At 58.2% G+C, this 20,749-nt stretch carries 13 protein-coding genes and 1 pseudogene; 8 read left to right on the top strand and 6 right to left on the bottom strand.

Annotated features, from left to right (window positions below; translation table 11 throughout):
* Nucleotides 1–45: 45 nt before the first annotated feature.
* Nucleotides 46–369: a hypothetical protein gene (locus tag F6X42_RS12630; RefSeq protein ID WP_187634546.1), complete on the bottom strand. Its 324-nt coding sequence runs from the start codon at nucleotides 367–369 to the stop codon at nucleotides 46–48.
* Between the two features lie 805 nt (nucleotides 370–1,174).
* Entirely contained in the window at nucleotides 1,175–2,260 is a 1,086-nt protein-coding gene (locus F6X42_RS12625) for a glycosyl hydrolase (protein WP_187634545.1), read from the bottom strand.
* Between the two features lie 684 nt (nucleotides 2,261–2,944).
* Here F6X42_RS12625 and F6X42_RS12620 point away from each other — a divergent pair.
* From F6X42_RS12620 to F6X42_RS12605, 4 genes and pseudogenes are all read left to right on the top strand, one after another.
* Complete coding sequence (locus tag F6X42_RS12620) at nucleotides 2,945–3,589, top strand: SCO family protein (RefSeq protein ID WP_187634544.1); 645 nt, start codon at nucleotides 2,945–2,947, stop codon at nucleotides 3,587–3,589.
* Nucleotides 3,590–3,606: 17 nt separating this feature from the next.
* Nucleotides 3,607–5,565, top strand: coding sequence for an RICIN domain-containing protein (locus F6X42_RS12615; protein ID WP_187634543.1), 1,959 nt, complete (start codon nucleotides 3,607–3,609; stop codon nucleotides 5,563–5,565).
* A 1,030-nt stretch (nucleotides 5,566–6,595) separates the two neighbouring features.
* A pseudogene (locus F6X42_RS12610) lies at nucleotides 6,596–7,195 on the top strand (sugar transferase); the annotation flags it as partial.
* 107 nt (nucleotides 7,196–7,302) lie between these two features.
* Entirely contained in the window at nucleotides 7,303–8,427 is a 1,125-nt protein-coding gene (locus tag F6X42_RS12605; RefSeq protein ID WP_187634541.1) for a glycosyltransferase, read from the top strand.
* A gap of 97 nt (nucleotides 8,428–8,524) precedes the next feature.
* Here the strand turns inward: F6X42_RS12605 and F6X42_RS12600 are convergent, their stop codons facing one another.
* The 3 genes from F6X42_RS12600 to F6X42_RS12590 form a co-directional block, all read right to left on the bottom strand.
* On the bottom strand, nucleotides 8,525–9,451 hold the full coding sequence (locus tag F6X42_RS12600; RefSeq protein WP_187634540.1) for a glycosyltransferase: 927 nt from the start codon (nucleotides 9,449–9,451) through the stop codon (nucleotides 8,525–8,527).
* Between the two features lie 97 nt (nucleotides 9,452–9,548).
* Nucleotides 9,549–10,493 (bottom strand): glycosyltransferase, encoded by a 945-nt coding sequence (locus F6X42_RS12595; RefSeq protein ID WP_187634539.1) that lies wholly within the window; start codon nucleotides 10,491–10,493, stop codon nucleotides 9,549–9,551.
* Between the two features lie 234 nt (nucleotides 10,494–10,727).
* Nucleotides 10,728–11,660 (bottom strand): polysaccharide deacetylase family protein, encoded by a 933-nt coding sequence (locus tag F6X42_RS12590; protein ID WP_187634538.1) that lies wholly within the window; start codon nucleotides 11,658–11,660, stop codon nucleotides 10,728–10,730.
* Between the two features lie 408 nt (nucleotides 11,661–12,068).
* On the opposite strand from F6X42_RS12590, the gene F6X42_RS12585 reads away from it, so the two are divergent.
* The 3 genes from F6X42_RS12585 (at nucleotide 12,069) to F6X42_RS12575 (ending at nucleotide 16,805) form a co-directional block, all read left to right on the top strand.
* Nucleotides 12,069–14,333, top strand: coding sequence for a polysaccharide biosynthesis tyrosine autokinase (locus F6X42_RS12585; RefSeq protein WP_187634537.1), 2,265 nt, complete (start codon nucleotides 12,069–12,071; stop codon nucleotides 14,331–14,333).
* Between the two features lie 74 nt (nucleotides 14,334–14,407).
* Nucleotides 14,408–15,646, top strand: a complete 1,239-nt coding sequence (locus tag F6X42_RS12580) for a lipopolysaccharide biosynthesis protein (RefSeq protein WP_187634536.1) — start codon at nucleotides 14,408–14,410, stop codon at nucleotides 15,644–15,646.
* A gap of 64 nt (nucleotides 15,647–15,710) precedes the next feature.
* On the top strand, nucleotides 15,711–16,805 hold the full coding sequence (locus tag F6X42_RS12575; RefSeq protein ID WP_187634535.1) for a hypothetical protein: 1,095 nt from the start codon (nucleotides 15,711–15,713) through the stop codon (nucleotides 16,803–16,805).
* 59 nt (nucleotides 16,806–16,864) lie between these two features.
* On the opposite strand, the gene F6X42_RS12570 is transcribed toward F6X42_RS12575, so the two are convergent.
* A complete protein-coding gene (locus F6X42_RS12570) occupies nucleotides 16,865–18,646 on the bottom strand; it encodes a hypothetical protein (RefSeq protein ID WP_222945578.1) in 1,782 nt (593 codons plus the stop codon).
* Between the two features lie 516 nt (nucleotides 18,647–19,162).
* Here F6X42_RS12570 and F6X42_RS12560 point away from each other — a divergent pair.
* Nucleotides 19,163–20,566 carry a DNA-binding protein gene (locus tag F6X42_RS12560; RefSeq protein ID WP_187634532.1) on the top strand — a complete coding sequence of 468 codons (1,404 nt, stop codon included), beginning with the start codon at nucleotides 19,163–19,165 and terminating at the stop codon, nucleotides 20,564–20,566.
* The last annotated feature ends 183 nt before the right edge of the window (nucleotides 20,567–20,749 follow it).

Below are 20,749 nucleotides of genomic sequence, written 5' to 3'. Positions count from 1 at the left end.
AGGACGGTCGTCGCCCTGGGCTCTTAGCCAGCGGGCGGCGCTGTTCTATTTTTTATTTTTCGCCTTCTTTTCTTTAATCCCGGTCTCTTCCCTGAGTGCGGCGGCCGCATGCACCAGGTCATCTGCCTGGTGGTCCGTCACTGCGTGTTCGAGTTGCTCGAGCGTTTTCTCAAGGGTAGACGTCAGCTCGCCCGATTGCTGTTCAATGCATTCCGCCTCGTTTGACATGCGCTTCCAGAGTTTCCTCGCGAAGCGTGGGTCGATCTGATCGCGCGCGAGCAGATCGATGGCGTGCGTCGCCAATTCTATGAGTCCAACTACCGTAGTGCTGGAAGTAGAGACGTCGAGCTCGGAGCGTTTGGTTTCCATTTGGTCAACCTCTGTGGGGATCGGCGGAATTCAACTCTAACGCAAGCTTTCATTGAAGTGGGGCGGTTCCTGACCTTCGGCCGGAGCAAGAAGCAGACCTCCAGACGCCAGTCGTCTGGAAGGGTGGCGAGGCAGCCAGGCGGCAAAGCGTCGGCACGCGACCGTTCCACCGCCAAAGCGGCCATTACTGCGTGCCAAAACGGAATGGTGACTGAGGGTCCGAATTAGGGCGACCGTGTCAGGCAGTAGGCGGCCAACCACAGCCCTTCGCCGTGCAATGAACAAACTTGACGGTTCGGCCGACGGCGATTCCGACTTCTGGATACCGCGATCGCGGGCAGCTCACCGGCAGCAAAATGCTGCCCATTCAAAGCCAACAGCGAACGCGTTCCGACAAAGGTCTGGTAGCATGCCTCACGCCGGCGCTCGAGTTCATTGGTGGATGTCTTTGATGCTAACGTCGCACAACGCGACGTGAGATTGCACGTGCAACTCAACGCTTTGAAAGAATTGATCGGGTCCTTAAAGGAGTGAAGATGGTAAGTTTCCTGACGCATGCCGCGTGTCTGTTGGTCGGCGTGGCGATTGGTGTCTTTGCATGCGCACTTTGCGTGGCACGCGCGAGGAGCTCGAAGGACGACAATTGATCTTTTTATAGTCACGCGGTGTCTTCGCGAGCCAGCGTGGCGTAAATCGCCGTCTTGCATCGCCCAAACCGCCAGGCGGGCGAACCGCTGTCAGAAAGGAAACCGAAGCGGGTGCCATAGTCGGCGCCCGCTTCGTTCATGAGTTACAGAATAAGGGATTACTTGATGGGTGTTAGGTAAGCACCCGACAGGAAGCGCTGCGAACGCGGAATAGTCGCGGTGTAGGCTTGAATCGCGGCTGCAAGCTGCGGACGGATCAGATTGCGCTTGTAGTCGTAGATCGAATAGCCGTCGCCTTCGCCATTGCTCGGATCGCCGTTACGCACGACATACCAGAACGCCTTTGTCACCGAACCCTTGTTCATCAGAATCTTCAACTTGTTGAATGCGGCCGTTTGTCCGGCGTCCGTACGGTCGGTGCCGTTGTTGGTTTCGGTCAGCCAGATTGGCTTGGCGCCGCTGCTGACGAGGTTCGACACCGTGATCATCAATGCCTGCATCATCATGTCGTAGTCGCCGGTGCTGAAGTACGGGTGAATGTCGACGACATCGATCGTGGTGTTCAACGGGCTGGAAGCACTATTCGCGTTGTTACCCATCGCCTTGATGTAGTCGGTCGCCTGAATCAACTGGCTGCCTGCTGGCGGTTGCCAGCCGTTGTTCGGGTACGCCGAGTTGTAGAAGTATGAGATGCCCTGAGTGTGCAGAACCGTTTTGTACCCCGACTGGCTCTTCGTGTTCAGAATCTGCCTGGCTGCCGAATAGAGCGTCTTGCTGCGATTCAGAATGTAGCCGGAAATACCGTTCGGATCGCCGTAAGACGGGTCGGAAGCGGAGAACGACCAGTTGGTCTCGTTGAACAACTCGATGTCAGCCGTGAATGGCAGAACAACGTCCATCAGCGAGCCGAAATACTTCTTGAATGTCGCGTCGCAAAAGTCGAATCGCGCTGACGATGCGGTCGGCGGATCCTGGGTGGCCGAGCATTGGTATGCGCTGGCAGGCGCGTACATGCCGACCAGGAAAAGGATCTTCATGCCGCGCGTGCGTGCGGCGTTCAGAAGAGACTTCAGGAAAGCGACTTTGTTTGGGTCCAGCGTGCCGCCATCGGCCAGCGTCATGAACTCCCACGAGACGCCGAGGCGAACCGTGCCGACGCCCAGTCCGGCAATCAGATCCAGGTCCTTCGAACATTCACCCAGCGCCTTCTGATCCGCACTCCAGAGATTGCAATTGACGTCCATTGCGAAGCGGTCCCTGCCACTGCCAGTTGGCGGCGGCTGGAGTGCGACGAGTTGCTTTAGCGAGGCGGTGGCAGAACCTGCCCCGGCGAGCGTCGGCATTGGTTGGGCGCACACCAGTGTCAGAGCGACGCATAGGGAGAAGAGTCTGAGTTTCATGGCTCGACTATAAACTTCTACCGACTCATGCTGGCACGGAAACGCTGAAGTTACGTGCGGCGATGAACATCGATTGCTAATGCAGTGGCATCGCTGGTCCAGACAAGTCAAACGTGTGTGTCAACCGTCGCTGGCATCACGATCACAAAATATCTGGCACGGCGAACATTGCGAATTGCGAACAAACTCGCATAACGCGATTTATCTGAACGCGTTTATTAAGAAGATTGCTGCAGCGCTCGCATTGAGGAAAGTATAAGGACGGTCGACTACTGCACAGGAAAATAAAAGCAGTTTTATTGAGGCTATAAGAGCAATGTGACCAAACCCACAGAGTGCAGCAAGTCGCGGACCTGATACCACCATCTCATGCAAGTTCCCTGCTACGCTTGGAAATGTCACAGATTCGCCAACCAAACGCGAACAAAGCCGTCGCGCGAGTCGTGCACATTATTGACCAGTATCGCGCGTCGACAAATGGCGACGCGTGGTCCTGCAGGCCGTTAGATATTCAGGGAAATGATCGCCATGTTTCGTCAATCCGCTCGGGCTCGCGCGGCGGTATGTGCGCGCGCGCCGATTCAGAATTCGAGGCGCCGTGCGTTGCTGCGCGGCGTATCAGCCGCAGCGTTAACCGGCGTGTCCTTCCCGGGGTTTGCACAGCACGCAAGCATAGGACTCGTTACGCCGCCCGTTCGTCTCGGTGACGTCTGGCTGGTTGATCAAAGCGGCCGGAAACAGCTGCTAAGCGATTTGTTGCATCGGAAAGTGACTGCGATGCAGACGATTTACACAGGATGCAGTTCAGTGTGTCCTTTGCAGGGTGCGTTGTTTAGCACCGTTCAGCAACGTATATCGCAGCTTCACACTCGCTATCCGGTTCAGTTGGTGTCGATCGGAATCGATCCGCTTTCCGACTCGCCAACCGCGCTGCATGCGTGGCTCAAGCGCTTTCAGGCCGGACCTGAGTGGCGGGCGGCCACACCGACTTTGCAGGACGTCGACCGGGTGCGCGTCGCACTTTCGGGGAGTACGCTGCCGCTCGGCAACATTGCCGATCATTCGACGCAGATCTACTGCTTCGACGCGGACGGGATGTTGCGCTGGCGCAGTGACGACTTGCCTCGCGCAGATCAGGTTTGCGATGTACTGGGCGCATTAGCGCGCGTATAGCTTATTGGATCGAGGCCATGTCAAAAAATAGATCGTTAAAGATTATTTGCCAATTGTTCGACAGGTTCGTGAGAGCGCTGCTGCTAATCTCAGTCATGTCGACACTTTCAGCATTTTCCACGGCTGCCGACGCGCAGACGTCGAGCACGCTTACGGTCAACGGTACGACCTTGTGCGCGGACGTCAACGCCGAGTCGACAACGCCTGGTGCGTTGGTTATCGAGTGGACGTGCAACGGCGGGTATAACCAGCATTGGACATTGACGCAGAACAACGGGCTCTATCAGTTCGTCAACGTCAACAGCAACCTTTGCCTCGATATCTACGGTCAAAGCACGGACGCGGGCACCGGGGCGGACCAGTGGACCTGCAATGGCCAGGCGAATCAAAGCTATCAACTGATACCGCAAAATGGCGGCTTCGCAATCGTCGCGTCGCAAAGTAATTTGTGTCTGGCTGTAGCGAGTCTAACGGCGCAAGGCTCGCAGATCACGCAGCAGCCTTGCAGCGGAACCGCTCTGCAGACGTGGCAAATCAGCGGCATGGCCGCGAATACATTGCCCGCGAAGTGGACCACGCCCTATAACCTTTCGATCGTGCCGGCCGCTGCGGCGAACCTGCCCAATGGCAACGTGGTCGTATGGTCCGCTGATCAAAAGCTGGACTTTACGTCGGGCGAAATAACTCCGGGCAACACGTACACCGCCGTTTTCAACCCGACGACCGGCACCAGCAATCAGGTGCTCGTGACGAACACCGGTCACGACATGTTCTGCCCGGGTATCGTCAATCTTCCGGATGGCCGTCTGTATGTCACTGGTGGATCCAGCAGCGACAAAACGAGCTTCTATACACCGTCGACCGGAACCTGGTCGTCAGGTCCTCTAATGAATATTCCGCGTGCTTACCATGGCAGCGTAACGTTGAGCAATGGCAACGCTTTCCTGGTGGGCGGGTCATGGAATGGAGGCCAGGGCGGCAAGACCGCGGAAACCTGGACGCCGAGCACGGGTTGGCAAGTCAACAGCGCGATTCTCGCCGACTATATCGTCACGAATGACGCGGGCGGCATTTTCCGCTCCGACAACCACGCGTGGCTGTTCGCGGTGGCGGATGGCCGTGTCTTCCACGCGGGTCCGAGCGTGGCCATGCACTGGTTCGATACGGCCGGCGCGGGCAACGTGACACCGGCCGGCAACCGGGGCAGTGATGCCGATGCGATGAACGGCAACGCCGTCATGTACGACATCGGCAAAATTCTGGCTGTGGGCGGCGCGCCGAGCTACGAGCAGTCCAACGCGACTTCGAACGCCACGCTGATCGACATTAGCAGCGGCACGGCCGTGACGCAAACGCTCGCGCCGATGAACTACCGCCGCGCTTTTAGCAACAGCGTGGTCTTGCCGAACGGTCAGGTGGTCGTCATAGGTGGACAGGCGTTCGCGCAACCGTTCTCGGACGACACCGGCGTGCTGGCGCCAGAGTTGTGGGATCCCACCACGAAGAGGTTCTCGGTACTCCCGCCGCAAGCCGTGCCGCGCAACTACCACAGCATCGCGCTGCTATTGTCCGACGGACGCGTACTGAGTGGCGGCAGCGGCCTGTGCGGCAGTTGCTCGACGAATCACACGAACCTCGAAATACTGACGCCACCGTATCTGCTCAATGCGGACGGCTCGGCGGCAACCCGGCCGACCCTCACGGCAGCGCCCGCAACGGCCCAGCTCGGTACAACGATCGCCGTAACAGGCGGCAGTGGCATCCAGGCTTTTGCGCTGATGCGCATGTCGTCATCCACCCACTCGGTTAACAACGAGCAGCGTCGTGTACCCGTGACTTTCACGGTAGGAACGGCGGGCGAATATCTGATCAATATTCCTTCAGATCCGGGTGTCGTCGTGCCGGGTTACTACATGCTGTTTGGTCTGAACGCGAAGGGTGTGCCGAGCGTGTCGCGCACGGTGCAGATCCAATGATGGCACTACGGTTACGCGGTACCGCAACGCGTGCGGCTCGCGCACTGGCACTCGCTGCGGCGTGCACCACGTATGTTGCGCACGCCGCGCCGCTTTGTCGGTCGAACGAACTTGGCTGCTCGATCTTTAACGGGCAGCATGCGCTCGCGGCGCAATTGCGCGGCGACGATCATAGGTTGCCCGGCTCGACCACCCGTTGCGCCAACTGCCACTCGCAAACCGGTGCGGCCGACGGATTCGCGCCACCCTTGACCGCCGCCAACCTGCTTCCCGCCAGGAGTCGAAGAGGCGGTCCGGCGAGTAGTTACGATCAAACATCCTTCTGCACGGCGCTGAGAGAAGGCATCGACCCAGCCGATGTGATGTTGCGCAAAGCCATGCCTCATTACCACATATCCGATACAGAGTGCTCGGCGTTGTGGCATTTCATTACGAAGCCGTAGCGGCGTTGCGTGCAGTTGCCGGAGTTTCCGCGTCTCTCGTGGCCGCACGCATCGGTTATAGACGTATGGCGCCCTGGCTTGTTCAGAAAAACATAAGCGCTCGGCTTAAGGCGCGAAAAACGTCTGATAAGAAATGAGTGTGACGTGGCAGTTAATTGTCATAAAAAGGTGTGTTCGTTACTGAGGAGAGTTAACGATAGTCAGTGCGTTCGAAGCGCTTATTTCGGTAATTTTAACGGCGTGTCGCGATCCAACTGCAAGATGGGTAAGTATGCGCGATCGATAACATTTTGACTCCGAGCGGAGTGTTACGATCATTGCGAATCCGAAACAACATTAAGGATCTGAGGCCGTAATAGATCCTTCTTTGCTACTGCCCATGCGCGTAGCACCGCATTTCGCCTTGGCGTCCTCGCCGGCGCTATCCCCAGAGGTGGCTGCATCTTTAAGGAGATAACATGTCTGATTCTGACGCCGCCGCGGATCCGAAACTGGACGACACGCATCTCGATGTCGATCTAAAGAAGGGGGCCTTTGATCATTCAAATACGGCGAACGCGGATTCTCTATTCGTCTGGTGGGACGACGTGATGAAGAGAACCATGGACGTCTGTGTTGCTTCCATCCTGCTTGTTCTGCTTTTACCAGTGCTAGTCATTATCGCGTTGGCCGTGATGCGCGACAAAGGAAACGCTGTTTATGGTCACCCTAGAATCGGCCGTGGCGGACGTACCTTCAAATGCCTGAAATTCCGCTCTATGGTGATGAATTCGGACAAGGTTCTTGCAGAATTGCTCGCAACCGATCCGCGGGCTCGCGCGGAATGGGAACGTGACTTCAAGCTGAAGAACGATATCCGTATTACGCCGGTGGGACGCATCTTGCGTAAGACGAGTCTCGATGAGTTGCCGCAGCTCTGGAACGTGCTGCGTGGTGAGATGAGCCTGGTTGGACCCCGCCCCGTGGTCCAGAAAGAACTGGTGCGATACGGACGCGATGTGCGCTACTACCTCGCGATGAGGCCGGGAATAACGGGCTTGTGGCAGGTGAGCGGGCGCAACGATGTCGATTATCCGACGCGGGTTGCGCTCGACGTCAAATATGCAATGAACCGCTCGCTGGCGTTCGACATTGGCATTCTCCTGAGGACCGTCAAAGTCGTCTTTGCGAAAGACGGAGCTTACTAGGCCGCGATCCAATTCGTCGCGCGCCGCGGGTAGCACGCTTTCGCCGATCACGCCGACGAATCGCCAATGGTCTCCGTCAAGGATGCACAGTTCATGAGAGAAATGCCATGAGAATAGTCCACGTGGTTGAATCGACCGCTACGGGAACGCTGATGGTAGTCAGCACACTTGCGACGCGGCTCGTCAAGGAAGGTCACGAGGTCTATGTGATTTATTCAAGACGGGAAGAAACGCCAAAGAATCTGCATTCGATGTTCCATCCGGGTGTGGTTCTCGAACATCTTCAGATGAAAGGTCCGTCGCTCACGAGCATATTGTCCGGGCTGCGTCGGCAACTCGCGCAATTGGATCCGGACGTCGTTCACATGCACTCGTCGTTTGCCGGTTTCCTCGGACGAGTTTCGACCTTATTCAGTCTTCCTTCCACCGCGTTTTTATATAGCCCGCATTGCATCTCTTTCGTCAGACGCGACGTTGGCAAAGTGAAGCGCCATTGCTTTGCCGCACTGGAGTGGCTTGCGAGTGTAAAAGCTTGCACGTATGTCGGTTGCTCAGAAAGTGAATGCTCCGCGATCCGACGTCACCTTTGGCGAGACGCCGTGCTGATCGAAAATGCGATAGACAAGGCCGTTGCCGAACAGGCGGACCATCATCTGGGAAGCGCAAGAAAAACCGACGCGGGGAACAAGCGCCGAATCGTAACGGTAGGCGGAATTCGCGTGCAAAAAAATCCCCAACTCTTCGCTGAGATTGCACGTTCATTGGATCGCGATGGGGTCGAGCTCGTATGGATTGGCGACGGCGACGCGGACCTGAAAGGAATGCTCATCGACGCGGGTGTACGGGTGACTGGATGGGTCGCGCGCTCGGAAGTGATCGAAGCGGTGGCGCAGGCGGACATCTATCTGTCGACGGCGTCATGGGAAGGCATGCCGATCTCCCTGATCGAAGCCATGACGCTCGGTACGCCGGTGGTGGCAACGGATTGCGCTGGCAACATCGACACCGTTCGTCATGAATCGACCGGTGTTCTTTATCGAACCGCCGCGCAGGCGTCGTCGCTGATTAAGAGAATAATGGCGGACGACGTGTTCCGGGAAGAACTTGCACGCGGCGCGCAACAGGAAGCGCGCGGCCGATTCAGCGAAGACCGCTTTTACAACGATATGGTGCAGTTGTATTCGGCCCTGCTGAAAGGCATACGTCAGGGGCGTCCGGCGCTGAGCGAATAGTTGGGGAGGGAGGGGGGCTAACGCGGAGCGAGCGGCTCGGGTACCTGTTCAGGAATATCAGGAATTGGTTTGCACGAGTGAACGCGCAAACCATTTTTCATTTTTGAATTCGCGCGAGGTAGCGATCCACCCCCGAAGCGGCGATCACATTCGTCCACCGCAGATGCAGTAGTGTGGAAGGATCATTCAGCGGCACCATGTCGCGGCGGAGATGTGAGATGCTGGAGAACACATTCGGGCCCGTCACCCTGCATTGAATGCCGAACTCGGCGACGGCGTTCAGGTTTGATGGCGAGTCATTGCAGATGATTCTTTTGCCAAGCGCCGCGTACTCCAGTAGTTTGGTTGGCGTTTGGACGTTATACGGACGCCTGTACGGAATGGTGGAAATGGCGACATCGCAATTGCGCACCACCGCGAGTGCGTCGCGCTGCGCGAGACGTCCCGTGAATACCACGCCTGGCGAGCGAAGATACGAGTCCGAGATCTCTTTCTCGACCGGCCCGATTAACACGAGAGTGTCCGACATTTGCTTTGCGGCCAGGAAATCGGCAATCAGGCCGTCAAAGCCGCGTTCCCGCGTTATCTCGCCCAGGTAACAATACGTGCCGGTGGGGAGCGATTGATTGCGGTTCGCGCTCGTCGCGAAGATCCAGTCCGGCACGCCCATTGGCAGGAAGACGGTATCCACGCAGTCGTCGAAGCCCATCATTGCGCGCATCGACTCGTTCTGGAAAATTCGCAGGTCGGGACGCGGGTGGAATTTCTTCTTGATGCTGTCCTTCAGCACGGGATAGCAACCGACTGACAGCGAGCGATAATCGTGAATCACGAATTTCGCGGTCGGGGTTCTCGGGTAGAAGCCCATGATGCACCAAAGAACGTGGTCCTCGGGATTCTTGATCCGCCGATACTCGCTCGGCGTGCCCGAAGAAACGTTGCATCCGTTCTCCGAAAAATATTTGGTGTAAGCATCTATCTCTGGGTAATTCGCCTTGCCAGGATGAAGAATGAATATCTGCATTTCTGTTCCGTGAGTCTAGTAGGGTCGCTGCGTCTGAACAGATTGCCGCCGTCGGGGCAAAAGCTCTGCCGGGAGAAAAATCCCGCTAATGAGCCGGTCAGGAGAGCCTCAGCTTCAGATCCTCTGGCAAAAATGATACGACGTTGGATTGCTCTATCACCTTGTCCCAGATCAGATTGGCGAAGTCCGAGCGGCGATTGGTTTTTGCACCGCGCATGGCTTCCTCATCGATTCCGTCGAAGATGTTTGCTGTGGTGATTACGCTATTGATGCCCATTTCCTCGCAGCATTGAATATTGGATGGCGAGTCGTTACATAAGATCTTCTTGCCTAGCGCGGCATACTCGAGCAGTTTGGTCGGCGTCTGATAGCAGTGCGGCCGGTGATAGGGGAAATAGCAAACGGCAACATCCGACTCGGCCACGTGCTTCAGCGCATCACGCTGCGGTAAAGGACCGGTAAAGATCAGATTTTCCGTCTTCGAGAATTTCTCGTGGATGTGTGGATCCGGCTTGCCGACGAGCAGCAGCGATTTGTTCCTGTCCGAGTATTTCTTGATGAACGCTTCAAGCACGCGATCGAAGCCACGCTCGACGCTCATTTCGCCGATATAGCAGAAGTCAGCTTTCTTCTCATCCTGACCGCTTTCTTCCTGAACTTCAAAAATCCAGTTCGGTACACCCATCGGTAAAATCACGCTGGGCATGCCGGCGCCAAAGCCCATGATCTGTTGCTGCCGTTTGTTCTGGAAGATTCGTAGGTTCGGCTGACAGTTGAAGTGCCGTTTCGCGAAGTCCTTCATCGCTGGCCAGCCGCCCACGGAAAGCGAACGGTAATCGTGGATGACGAAGTCGGACGCAAGGCGGTCCGGGTAGAAACCCATGATTGACCAAAGAATAACGTCGTCCTTCTTTTCGAGTTTTCGGAATTCGCTCGTCGATCCAATCAGAACATCCGCGCCGCGATTCTGAAAGTAATTCTTGTAGGCCGTGATTTCCGGATAATTGGCGTTGCCCGGATGCATGATGAAGATCTTGCGCATGTTGCCCCTTTGTCGCTATAGGGAGATGAAGACAATTAAGTTTGTTATGAAAAATTGCTTTGCAGGCAGTTGTCAGGAATGACCGACGATTCCTGATTCGCCAGGCGGTCCCGTCCCAGTCTCTCCCCAACCAATTTATCGTTGGCCGAACTCATCGACCAGACGTTGTCGTTACGATCGACCGCGATCTGTTCGATGCCGCGCGCCGAAGGACCGAGTCTTTCACACTACACGTTATTGCGGGCGCTGCGCTTGCGACGTCTGATTCAGTGGCCGCGACCTGCCACGAAGCCGCTCGCAGAAGCGCCGAACACGGCCCAGCCGAAGATAGCGTGGCGCCAGCGTGAAGCCGGTGAGTTGCGCGGCAAACCATGACACGGAAGAGTCGTCGTCGATGTCGAACGCCTTGAGCCGGAACGGATCGCTGCTTTGATCGTTCCATCCAACATCGGTCGTGCGTGCCGTCTTGTAGCCGGCTACCTTCAGCATCGCGACTTCGCGCGGACCGTAAATGCCGTAGGGATACGCAAAATGCTCGCACGGCTTGCCGACGAGGCGCTCAACCTCGATGCGGGAGCCGGCAAGTTCTTCAAAGCATTCGTCGTCGTCACAGCGGGTCAGCGTCGGGTGATAGCGCGTGTGGGACTGAAAATCGACATAAGGGCGCATCGTTTCGATCTGGGCGGCGCTCAGGCCACTCACGATGGCCGACTCGCTCAGCTGGTCCTGCTGAAAACCCCGCGCGGCCAATTCCGCGAGGCGCTCGTCGTTTTTCATGCGGATCAACCGCTTCACGTCGGCACGTTTGGCGACGGGATCCAGGAACCAGTGAGTCCGCTGTTGCGCCACGACGCTGCTACAGATATAGATGGTGGGGCGCACGCCGTACCTGACAAAAATGGGTAACAGGTCGGCATTGCCAACATGACCATCATCGAAAGTGATTGCGGCGCGCGGGCGGCCGTTGCCGCGCGAGTTTGCCTCCGAAAGCGGAACGAACTCCACCTTGTCTTTCAGATATTCAAGATGCGCTTCGAGCGTTGCGGGCGTAGGATCGTGATAAAGCAGTATCGCGACACGGTCGCGCCACAATAGCGCTCTAACCGCCGTCGGCACACCAGCGACAAGTAGAGCGCGTGTGAATATCTCACGCATCAAGGGTTTCATATGTCTGTCCAATTACTGGCGATTCAATTGCATTGTGCCGTTGTGGCGAGAAATGAGAATGTGCGGCAGCGTACAGTGGTGCTGTAAGCCATAAGTTAATCTGCGATTGCTGCTGGTATGAATAAATCTCTCTGGTTTCTGGCGTGATATGTCGGGCGCTGGAGAACGTAGAAGACCGCGCCAGAACAGGCGGAATTTTCCTTTAGACGGTAAGACGATTTGTCCCGAGCGCTCGGGTGGGTACGACGTGTGGGGATGTCTGCGCCGGTGCGTTGCACGCCAGGATCCCACACTCTGCATTGTGGTTAATTGTGGCCGTCCCGTGACAAGCATTGTTTTGGTACGCCGCGGTGTCTGCGCACCCATGCAGGTTCCGACTTTTTCGAATATCGATCCGTGGGGTTTTCGATGAATCACAATTCTCCGCTTGCGAATGCTGCTGCGCTACGAAATGACGATGTCAACCTGTCGCGGTATCTGGACGTGCTTGTCGCAAACCGTTGGCTTGTCGGAGGAATCGCCGGCAGTGTCCTCGCACTGGGTGTGGCTTACGCGTATATCGCGCGGCCCGTTTACCAAGCCGATATTCTTGTTCAGGTCGAAGACAGCCTACCAACCAACAATTCGAAAAGCCCTCTGGGTGACGTCTCCAGCATGTTCGACGTCAAAACAGAGGCAACGGCTGAGATGGAATTACTTCAGTCGAGAATGGTGGTGGGCAAAGCCGTTGATGATCTCGGCCTTGATATCAGCGCAAAGCCGAAACGCTTTCCGTTAATTGGCGACTGGGTGGGCCGGAAAGCCACGAGCCTTTCTCAGCCAGGCATATTCGGATATGCCGGATATGCGTGGGGCAAAGAATCGATCAAAGTGTCCAGCTTCAACGTTCCGGAAGCATTCGAAGGCGAGAAGTTCGTATTGACCGTATTGAACGGCGGCCGCTACCGGTTGGAGCAATCGGATCTCGACCAACCGATCGAGGGCGTCGTCGGCGGATCTCTGGACATGAAACTGCCTGATGGCGCGATCACGCTCAGGGTCGATTCGCTGAACGCGAAGCCGGGCACTGAATTCGTTCTGGTGAGGCAGTCGCGTGAAAAGACGATCGAAGATCTGCAGAACAAGCTCAACATTTCGCAGAAGGGAAAAGACAGCGGCATCATCGCGGCGTCGCTGACGGGTTCCGACCGGTTGCTCACGGCCGGCACGCTCGCCGAAATCGGCAAGGCGTATGTCGACCAGAACCTCGAGCGCAAGGCGGCAGAAGCGGAGAAGTCACTCTCGTTCCTGAGCGATCTGCTTCCGCAACTCAAGAGCGACCTGGAGCGCGCTGAAGGTCGCTACAACGACATGCGCAACCGCATGGGCGTCTTCAATCTGAGCGAGCAAGGCAAATCGTATCTCGATCAAAGCGTGGCGGCCGAGCGCAGCCTTCTCGAGCTGAAGCAAAAGCGGGCTGAAATGAGTGCGCTCTACGCACCGGATCATCCGAGCATTCAGGCAATCAACCAGCAGATCGGCATGCTGACCAGCAAGGTCGAAACGCTGTCGAAGCAGGAACAGGCGTTGCCGGACCTGGAGCAGAACGCCGTGCGTCTGACGCGAGAGGTGAATGTCGACAACGAACTATACGTCGGCATGTTGAATAACATGCAGCAACTCAAACTTGTGCGTGCCGGCAAGGTGGGAACGGTGCGGTTGGTCGATAGCCCGGTGGTCCCGAAAGATCCGATCAAGCCGAACAAGCTCCTGGTGATTATCTACGCCGCGCTGGGCGGTCTGATACTGGGCGTGGGCACCGCGTTCGCACGCGCAGCGCTGTATCGGGGCATTACCGATGCAGAGGAGATCGAAGAGCGAACGGGTCTCAACGTCTATGCGACCGTGCCGCTGTCGCAGGCGAGAGTCGCGCGAATCGGCAAGACGCCGAACCCGCCGGCCGGCGACAAGTTCTTGCTCGCGAGCGAGTTTCCGCGCGACGCATCGATCGAAAGCCTGCGCCGGCTGAGGACTGCGCTGCATTTTGCCATGCTCGAATCGGAATCCGGCAATAACCGCGTGCTTCTGACCGGCCCGACGGAGCAGGTTGGCAAGTCGTTTCTTTGCGCCAATCTGGCGGCGGTCGTATCGGCGGCCGGCAAGCGGGTGTTGTTGATCGACGCGGATTTCCGCAGGGGGCACCTCGAGCAGTACTTCGGTGTCGATTGCAAGCCCGGACTGGCCGATTACCTGTCGTCGTCGGATGGTGAATCTGAGTCAATCATCATGCGTGACGTCGTACCGGGCCTCGATTTTGTTCCGCGCGGCGCCACGCCGGAGAATCCCGCCGAGCTTCTGTTGAGCGAGCGCATGCAGCAATTCCTCGCGAACACAAGCGAATACGACATCGTGCTGATCGACACGCCGCCTGTTCTCGCCGTGTCCGACGCAACCGCGCTCGCGCATAGCTGCGGCACTGTGTTGCTGGTCACGCGCTTCGAGACGACTTCCATTGCCGAGGTGATAGAGGCAACCAAGGAGTTGAAGCAGGCGAATGCGCACGTGAAGGGTGTGATCTTCAACGGCATCAACACCGAAATGTATCGCTACAGTCTGGGCGCGCGTGCCGGGCTCTATCGGAACGCGTCTTATCTCGACGGATTGCCGGCCAGTGGGGACACGCAAAAAAGCTAGCCATGGCGACAGATGGAGGACCGCTCTCCTGAAGTGCGTTCAACAAACCAACCGGCTTTCGGCGTAGATAGACTGTGAATATCAAACACTCGTTCGTCAGTGTCGCTGGGGTCGTACTCAGCCAGGCGCTCAGTTTTGTTTCGGTACTTCTAATCGGGAAGTATTGTGGGCCAACGGATCTCGGTTACTTCAGCCAACTGATGGCCGGCGGTCTTTTCGTCGGCTCGGTGATCGGCTTGCGGCTCGAGGTGGCATGCTTGACGGCGGAAAAGGCGCTGGCTGTGCGCGCGATGACGAGCTCCAGCGCCGTCGCCATACTGATCGGTCTTGCGCTCGCGGTGGCCGCAATCATTTCGGGCCACCTCGAATACATTCCGGTAATCTGCCTCGCGTTCGGTGTATTCATGCAGCAGGCGCTGTGTGCCGCACTGACCAGCGAAAGGAAGTACGCGAAGATCGCCTCGATCCGATTCTTTCCGAATGCTGCGTTCGCTGGCTACTTCATCTGCCTGATGGCGCTGTCAAAAGGTGAGTGCACGGGCGCAAGCGTCTTCAATACCTATAGCTGGATCTTTCTAGCCTCCACTTTCGTGCCGGCCGTCATTTATCTTTACTCGGCGCGAAATCTGGTCCCGGCTGCCTTCATGAAGCTGTCCGCGCTTCAGATCCAGTACGCTAAATTTGGCGTGCCTACCACGACGCTGAATTCCTTCGTGATCTATGCGTCGGCCATTCTGATGCCGATGATCTTCGACCATCGCGACGCCGGCATCTTCGCGCTCGCGTACCGCGTCGGCTATTTTCCCGCGTCACTGTTGTCGCAGAGTCTTGGGGCCGTGTTCCGCCGCGATCTGATCGATTACTTCGACGGCGAACGAAAAGGCGGCGTGAATCCGACCCGCCAGTTTTTAACGTCGCTGACTTTTATCAGCCTCGCGCTGGTCGCCGCATGCTACGCGGGCTTGAGTCTCATTATTCATGTGAAGATGGGCGAGCAGTGGGAATCGTCAATGTCGGTGTACCTGCTCTTCGTTCCGTACTTCATCACCATGGCGATCTACGGTTCGATGGCGCAGGTGTTTATCGTCGTGAACCGGCAGAAGGTTGATCTGATGATTCAAATGGCCAATGCGGTCCTGATCTTCCTGATCTTTGCGACGGCGCATTTCTTCGGAGTCGGCTTCATCCACACGCTGCTGCTGCTCAGCGTGAGCGGAACAATCGTGGCAAGCGTGGGCACGTATCAGGCACTCAAGATCGGCAAGGGGACCGAAGCTTATACGGATCGGCAACCCGGTTGGGGAACGCCATGAACGTCACCGTCAGCCGTGCAATGCTTGCGGCCTTACCGGTCACGTGCACGTTCGGAGATAAAGCATGCGCATTGTAAAAATACCTGGCATTATCGGCAAGAGTGCGAGTCCGGGCGTGTCAGCGGCGGTGTGGTTCCTGTTGTTCATTGCGCTGTACGCCATTTCAGCGGCGCACGATTCATTGCTGCCCGAGCGCTTTCTGCACGATGAGGCCCAGATCTTCGACCGGATGAAGACCGTCACTTCGTTCAAGGCCTTTGGGGATTCGTTCGACAACCTCGCGTGGATCTTCAAGGGCTTTGGGCTGGAGAATTTTTCAATCTCCCTTGCCGGTTTTCTGGCATCGACACTCGGCATGTTTTTCGCCATCTGGCGCTCCAGTGTCAAGTCGTTGAAGCCCGCCGAGTTTGTCCTCGTTGCGTTCTGGCTTGTCAATCAGACCGTCTACATCGGCATTCCGTCGAAAGAGCTCATCATTTCTGTCGTAGTGATGCTGCTGCTGTTTTATAGCTCGTCTCGCGCGATTCTGGCTTTGTTCGTGGTGCTGGCAGGACTGGTCGCTGTTTACTTCCGCTCGTACTGGGCCATTACTTTGGTCGCGACCGTGTTTCTCTACCTCGCGCCGAAAAGCTTCAGAAAGCCTTTGGCGTTGGTCGTGATCGCACTCGTCATGTTCGTGATCGTCGCGGTCGTGTTTCAGAAGGTTTACGGCCAATCGTTGGACTTTGCGCGGCAGAGTGCCAACGAGTGGCGAGATCCGAATGAAGTGGGTTCAATCATCGTTCAGTTCATTCCGGGCAGCAGTATGTTCATCGGGGTGGCGAACGTCGCCATTACGCTTGCGACCTTCGTGTTGCCGTTGCGCCTGATCACGTCGGGTTCTCCGTTGCAGATGCTTGGCGGTCTTGGCGTGTTCTTTACCTTCTGGATTGTGTTCCTGCGCTTCCGCATGGCCACATCGCTATTTCCGGTAGGCCGCTTCGAGAAACTGTGCTTCTGTTTTGTGGTTAGTTTCATCGCAACGCAGGCTATCTTCGAACCGGACTATGGCTCATTCCTGCGGCACCTGTCTCCTGTGTCACCGATGATCATGTTCCTCGTTCTGCGCCTTGAATCGCTTCGGAAGGGCAACGAACCGGTTGCCGAACCGCGGAGTTGACGGTTTGTTGCGGGTCGGCTATTGCCGGCCGCGGCGGGCGACAGTCGTGAGCGGGACGCTCAACTGTCGGGATGGCTCGCGACAAAACTCGCGAACGCGTCATACGGAAGCGAAAGCGCCGTGCCGTTGATCACCAGACCGTAGGTTGCGTCACCGCTATCGAGCTCGTAATACATCGCCGATTGAATGTTCTTCGTCTTTCTCGCCTGGTAATAAGTGAGCAGGCGCGACGCGATGTAGTGGGCCCGGTACGCCCCGGTCTTCTCCGGCCCCGTGTTCCACTCTGAAATCACGAAGGGAACGCCGTATCGGGCCTTGCAGTAGGTGGGCAAATCGAAACCCGGGCCGGACCCGTCGGAGCCGATATCGAAGAGGTCGCCGTACACCTCGTAGTTGTGCCAGGTGGTCAAGTCCCACCGTACGGTCGGATGGCCGCTCGTGCCATCGGGCTGCTTGCCGTCCCATAGGGCGTCGGATGCGCCGATATCCGCGACGCAAAAATTGACGCCACATTGCGCATCCGCTTGCACCGACTTCACCCCCGCGATCATGCCGCGCATCGCGCCACGCATCAGCGGCCAGTTCGCATTGTTGAAGTCGACCACTTTCGTTCCTGCGGTGGTGGAATCGAGGATGATCCCGCTTGCGCGCGTCAGTTCGTTGCCGCATTCATACATGGTCACGCCGTGGGGTTGCAACGCGGCCGCCACAGCGACCGCGCAATTGAAACCCCGCGTGTACGCCGCCGATTCGCTCGTGAAGAGGTTGCCGTTGTTGTCGTAGATGCCGACATCGACTATCACGAAAAGCGTCAAGCCCTCTGACTGGAAAGCTTGTGCCAACGCCACGACCGCGGCGAGCTGCGACGGGTTGTCGGTACAGCTGAGCCGGTACGTCGAGCAGCCGAGCGTTTTGATGATCGACACAAGCTGTGTCGTCGAATAGAGATAATCGTAGTGCCCGTTGATACCGTGAAACGAGCCGGCTGGCGCCGCGGTCACGATGCGCGGATCGTTGCACGGCAACCATTGATCGGCATCGGCGCACACGTAGAACTGACCGCCGGTCGTCTGTGCCCAGAACTTGCCGCCGTACCACAGCAGAAGCGCCGCATTCGACATCGTGCCGACGGCACTCCGATCGCGGTACACGACGCCGTTCGCCACGGTCCATATGGCACCGACTTTATCGATCAGATACGACGCGGGCGGGATCGCGGCGCCGTCGGCGGAGGTGCCGCCCAAACGTGGGTCATCGCACGATTGCCATCCCGAGCCGTTCCATCCGTAAAACTGACCGCCCGTTCCTTCGTGATAGATCACACCCCCGTACCAGAGTATCAACGAGACGTTGTAGGTGTTGCCCGCTGCGACGCCGTTCCGGTAGACAGACCCGTCGACCAGCGTCCACGACGCGTTCTGATTGTCGATGACCACCGTCGCCGGCGGGATGGTCGTGTTCTGCGGCGAAACGTTCGAAGCGTTGCCGGCCGATCCCGAGTTCGGATCTGATGCAGAGCCGGAGCTTTCGCCCGAAGTCGAGCCGGATCCGTCGGTGGACACCGTTCCACTTGAGGGCGGCGGCGACGAGCCGTTCACCACGGTCGTCGCGCCGCCCGTCGAGGTCGTGATTCCAGAGCTCGTCGTACCCGTCGTGCTGGCGATGCCGACGCTGCCAGTGCCGGCAGGGGGCGCTGCCGCCGTGCCCGAAGGATTCGCGGCATTGCCCGGGGGAGAGCCGCCGGCATCCGCGGTACCACTACCACCGCCGCCGCACGCGCTCAATACGACGCTTCCGCTGAGCGCGGTGAGACAACCAAGAAATTGACGTCGTGCAATCATGACAATAGCGCGGGCTGCCGCGAGGCGGCCCACAAAGAATTTGCAGAGAAGTTGGGGAGCCCTGCGGATCGCGAGTGCGTCGCGTGAACCGTTCAGGACATTCGATGTGCGGCCGCGCGCGGTCTTTCGTTGCGACCGTTCACTGCGTCCGGCAAGTCATGCCTGTCTGTCGGCACAGGCGACGCGTGGGAGCAGGGTCGTGCGGAAATAAAACCGTTCTTCTCGCAATGGACGAACTGCGGAAAGATTTCACTCTGCGGGCGCGGGAGGGATTGGGAGTCGGACGATGCCTGTGCAGCGGCACGCCGCCTGGGTGCGATGGGGTCCAGCAAAGCGGGCGTTGCAAGGTCGCGGCGCAATCCGATGAATACCTCCCCGGAACCCGGGCTGTTCGAACGATTGACCGCCGGGCAGCTAACCGACAATTCGTAGGTATGCGAGGCGGGTCTCAACGCGGGGCGGCCTCCCGAACGACGAAACGGTATTCGTCACCACGTGCACTTTGTCGAGGCAGGCATGTCAAGCAACATTACGATTACGGACGAACTCGTAGCTGAAATCGCAAACCGGATGGCTGACGAGGGCCAGACGGTATCACCCGTAGCCATCTGGTCCGAAGTCCATACAGGCTCGGTGGTCGCGGTGGCAGCGGCATTGCGCAAATGGCGTGAAATGCGCGCCCCGCGGGTGCCACAGGTCGTCGAACGTCCTGCGTTGCCGGAAACCGTGACCCACACCATGCGCGATGCGCTCGACCGGCTGTGGACGTCAGCGCAGGACGAAGCTGAACGCTCAGTCGCGCGACGCCTCGCCTCGATGCGCCAGCGTGTCGAGGACGCCAGCAACGAGCGCGACGACGCGCTCGCGGAACTGCAGACCACCGTCCAGGAACTCGATGCGCTGCAGGTCCAACTGGATCAGATCACGAGCGCCTACGACGAGAAGGTCGATGCGGTGGCCGGGCTCGAAGAGGACATCGCACTCGCGGTGCAACGGACCGACGTCGCGGAGAAGCGCGCACAGGAACTTGCTGAGCGCGTTTCGCTCCTTGAAGCGGAACTGGAGCGCGCGGAACTGGCGTCGGAACGTGGAGCGGTTTCGCGCGAGCAGACCGACGCCGCGGGCGCGGACGAGGTGCCGAGCGAGTCGGCTGCATCAGTTGATGAAACGCCGGCCGGCGAAACGGAGCGCGCGGCGCTGGAGGCGGCGCATTCCGAAGCGGTCGCTCGTCTTCAGAGCGAGCTGGAAGCGATTCGCGCGGAGCTGCAGGCCGAGCAGGAAGCGCACGCGGCCCGACGGGACGAGGTCGCGGGCGCGCAGGCGGAACGGGATGCCGCCGCCCTCGAATTACAGAACATCCAGACGCAGATCGCCAGCCTGACCGATGAGCGCAATGCAGGCGCCTCCGAAATCGCGAGGCTGTCGGCCAGCTTGTCCGAAGCGCAGCAGCGTGCCGACACGGAGCAGCAGCGCGCGGCCGAACTGGCCGAAAGCGCCGCGGCGAGCGAGAACGTCGCGGGCATGGAGTCTGCGTCGCCGGTGGGTGCCGACTCGCAGCGGATCGAGGCGTTGAACGCGCAGATTGCGCGCGACGCGCAAGCCCATTCCGCCGCGATTGCCGAAGCGCGGGAAACCGTCAGGAAATGGGCCGATTACTCGAACGCACTGAAGCAGCAACTGGCTCAGGCGAATGAACAAATGATCGTGGTCCTCGCCCGCGGCGCAGGCGAAGCGTCGCTGAGCCGCCGGCTTGCCGCTGAACTCGGCCAGCTCAAGCCGGAGCATGAATTGCTGCGCAAGGAGATTCAGCAGCAAGTGGTCGTCGAAACGATCAACGCCCAGCTCGAGAAACAAGGCTATCGCTACGACGAGAAGACGGGTTTGGTGTCGAAGCTGGACACTGAAAGCTCGCCAGCGTGATGCCTGATATGCGGCCCGAAAGTGGTCAGACTCGCCAACGACATCGAGTTCGGACTGGCCGCCTACTTCGTGATCAAGTACCTGTGCATGGCGGTTTGAGGTCGGTCCGATAGTCAGCGTGAGGCGCGGGCAAGCGTAGAATTGCCGGCGCAGCGGCGATCCCGTTCGTCGCCGGACCGGAGA

The sequence above is a fragment of the Paraburkholderia podalyriae genome, assembly GCF_014397785.1.
In the GTDB taxonomy this organism is placed as follows: Bacteria; Pseudomonadota; Gammaproteobacteria; order Burkholderiales; family Burkholderiaceae; genus Paraburkholderia; species Paraburkholderia podalyriae.
Note: the sequence above shows the minus strand (reverse complement) of the source record. Positions and strands in the feature narration are given on the sequence as shown.

Excerpts from the sequence above, each read along its gene's own strand:
- F6X42_RS12630 (WP_187634546.1), bottom strand. The coding sequence starts at position 369 with ATGGAAACCAAACGCTCCGAGCTCGACGTCTCTACTTCCAGCACTACG.
- F6X42_RS12625 (WP_187634545.1), bottom strand. The coding sequence starts at position 2,260 with ATGGACGTCAATTGCAATCTCTGGAGTGCGGATCAGAAGGCGCTGGGT.
- F6X42_RS12620 (WP_187634544.1), top strand. The coding sequence starts at position 2,945 with ATGTTTCGTCAATCCGCTCGGGCTCGCGCGGCGGTATGTGCGCGCGCG.
- F6X42_RS12615 (WP_187634543.1), top strand. The coding sequence starts at position 3,607 with ATGTCAAAAAATAGATCGTTAAAGATTATTTGCCAATTGTTCGACAGG.
- F6X42_RS12605 (WP_187634541.1), top strand. The coding sequence starts at position 7,303 with ATGAGAATAGTCCACGTGGTTGAATCGACCGCTACGGGAACGCTGATG.
- F6X42_RS12600 (WP_187634540.1), bottom strand. The coding sequence starts at position 9,451 with ATGCAGATATTCATTCTTCATCCTGGCAAGGCGAATTACCCAGAGATA.
- F6X42_RS12595 (WP_187634539.1), bottom strand. The coding sequence starts at position 10,493 with ATGCGCAAGATCTTCATCATGCATCCGGGCAACGCCAATTATCCGGAA.
- F6X42_RS12590 (WP_187634538.1), bottom strand. The coding sequence starts at position 11,660 with ATGAAACCCTTGATGCGTGAGATATTCACACGCGCTCTACTTGTCGCT.
- F6X42_RS12585 (WP_187634537.1), top strand. The coding sequence starts at position 12,069 with ATGAATCACAATTCTCCGCTTGCGAATGCTGCTGCGCTACGAAATGAC.
- F6X42_RS12575 (WP_187634535.1), top strand. The coding sequence starts at position 15,711 with ATGCGCATTGTAAAAATACCTGGCATTATCGGCAAGAGTGCGAGTCCG.
- F6X42_RS12570 (WP_222945578.1), bottom strand. The coding sequence starts at position 18,646 with ATGATTGCACGACGTCAATTTCTTGGTTGTCTCACCGCGCTCAGCGGA.
- F6X42_RS12560 (WP_187634532.1), top strand. The coding sequence starts at position 19,163 with ATGTCAAGCAACATTACGATTACGGACGAACTCGTAGCTGAAATCGCA.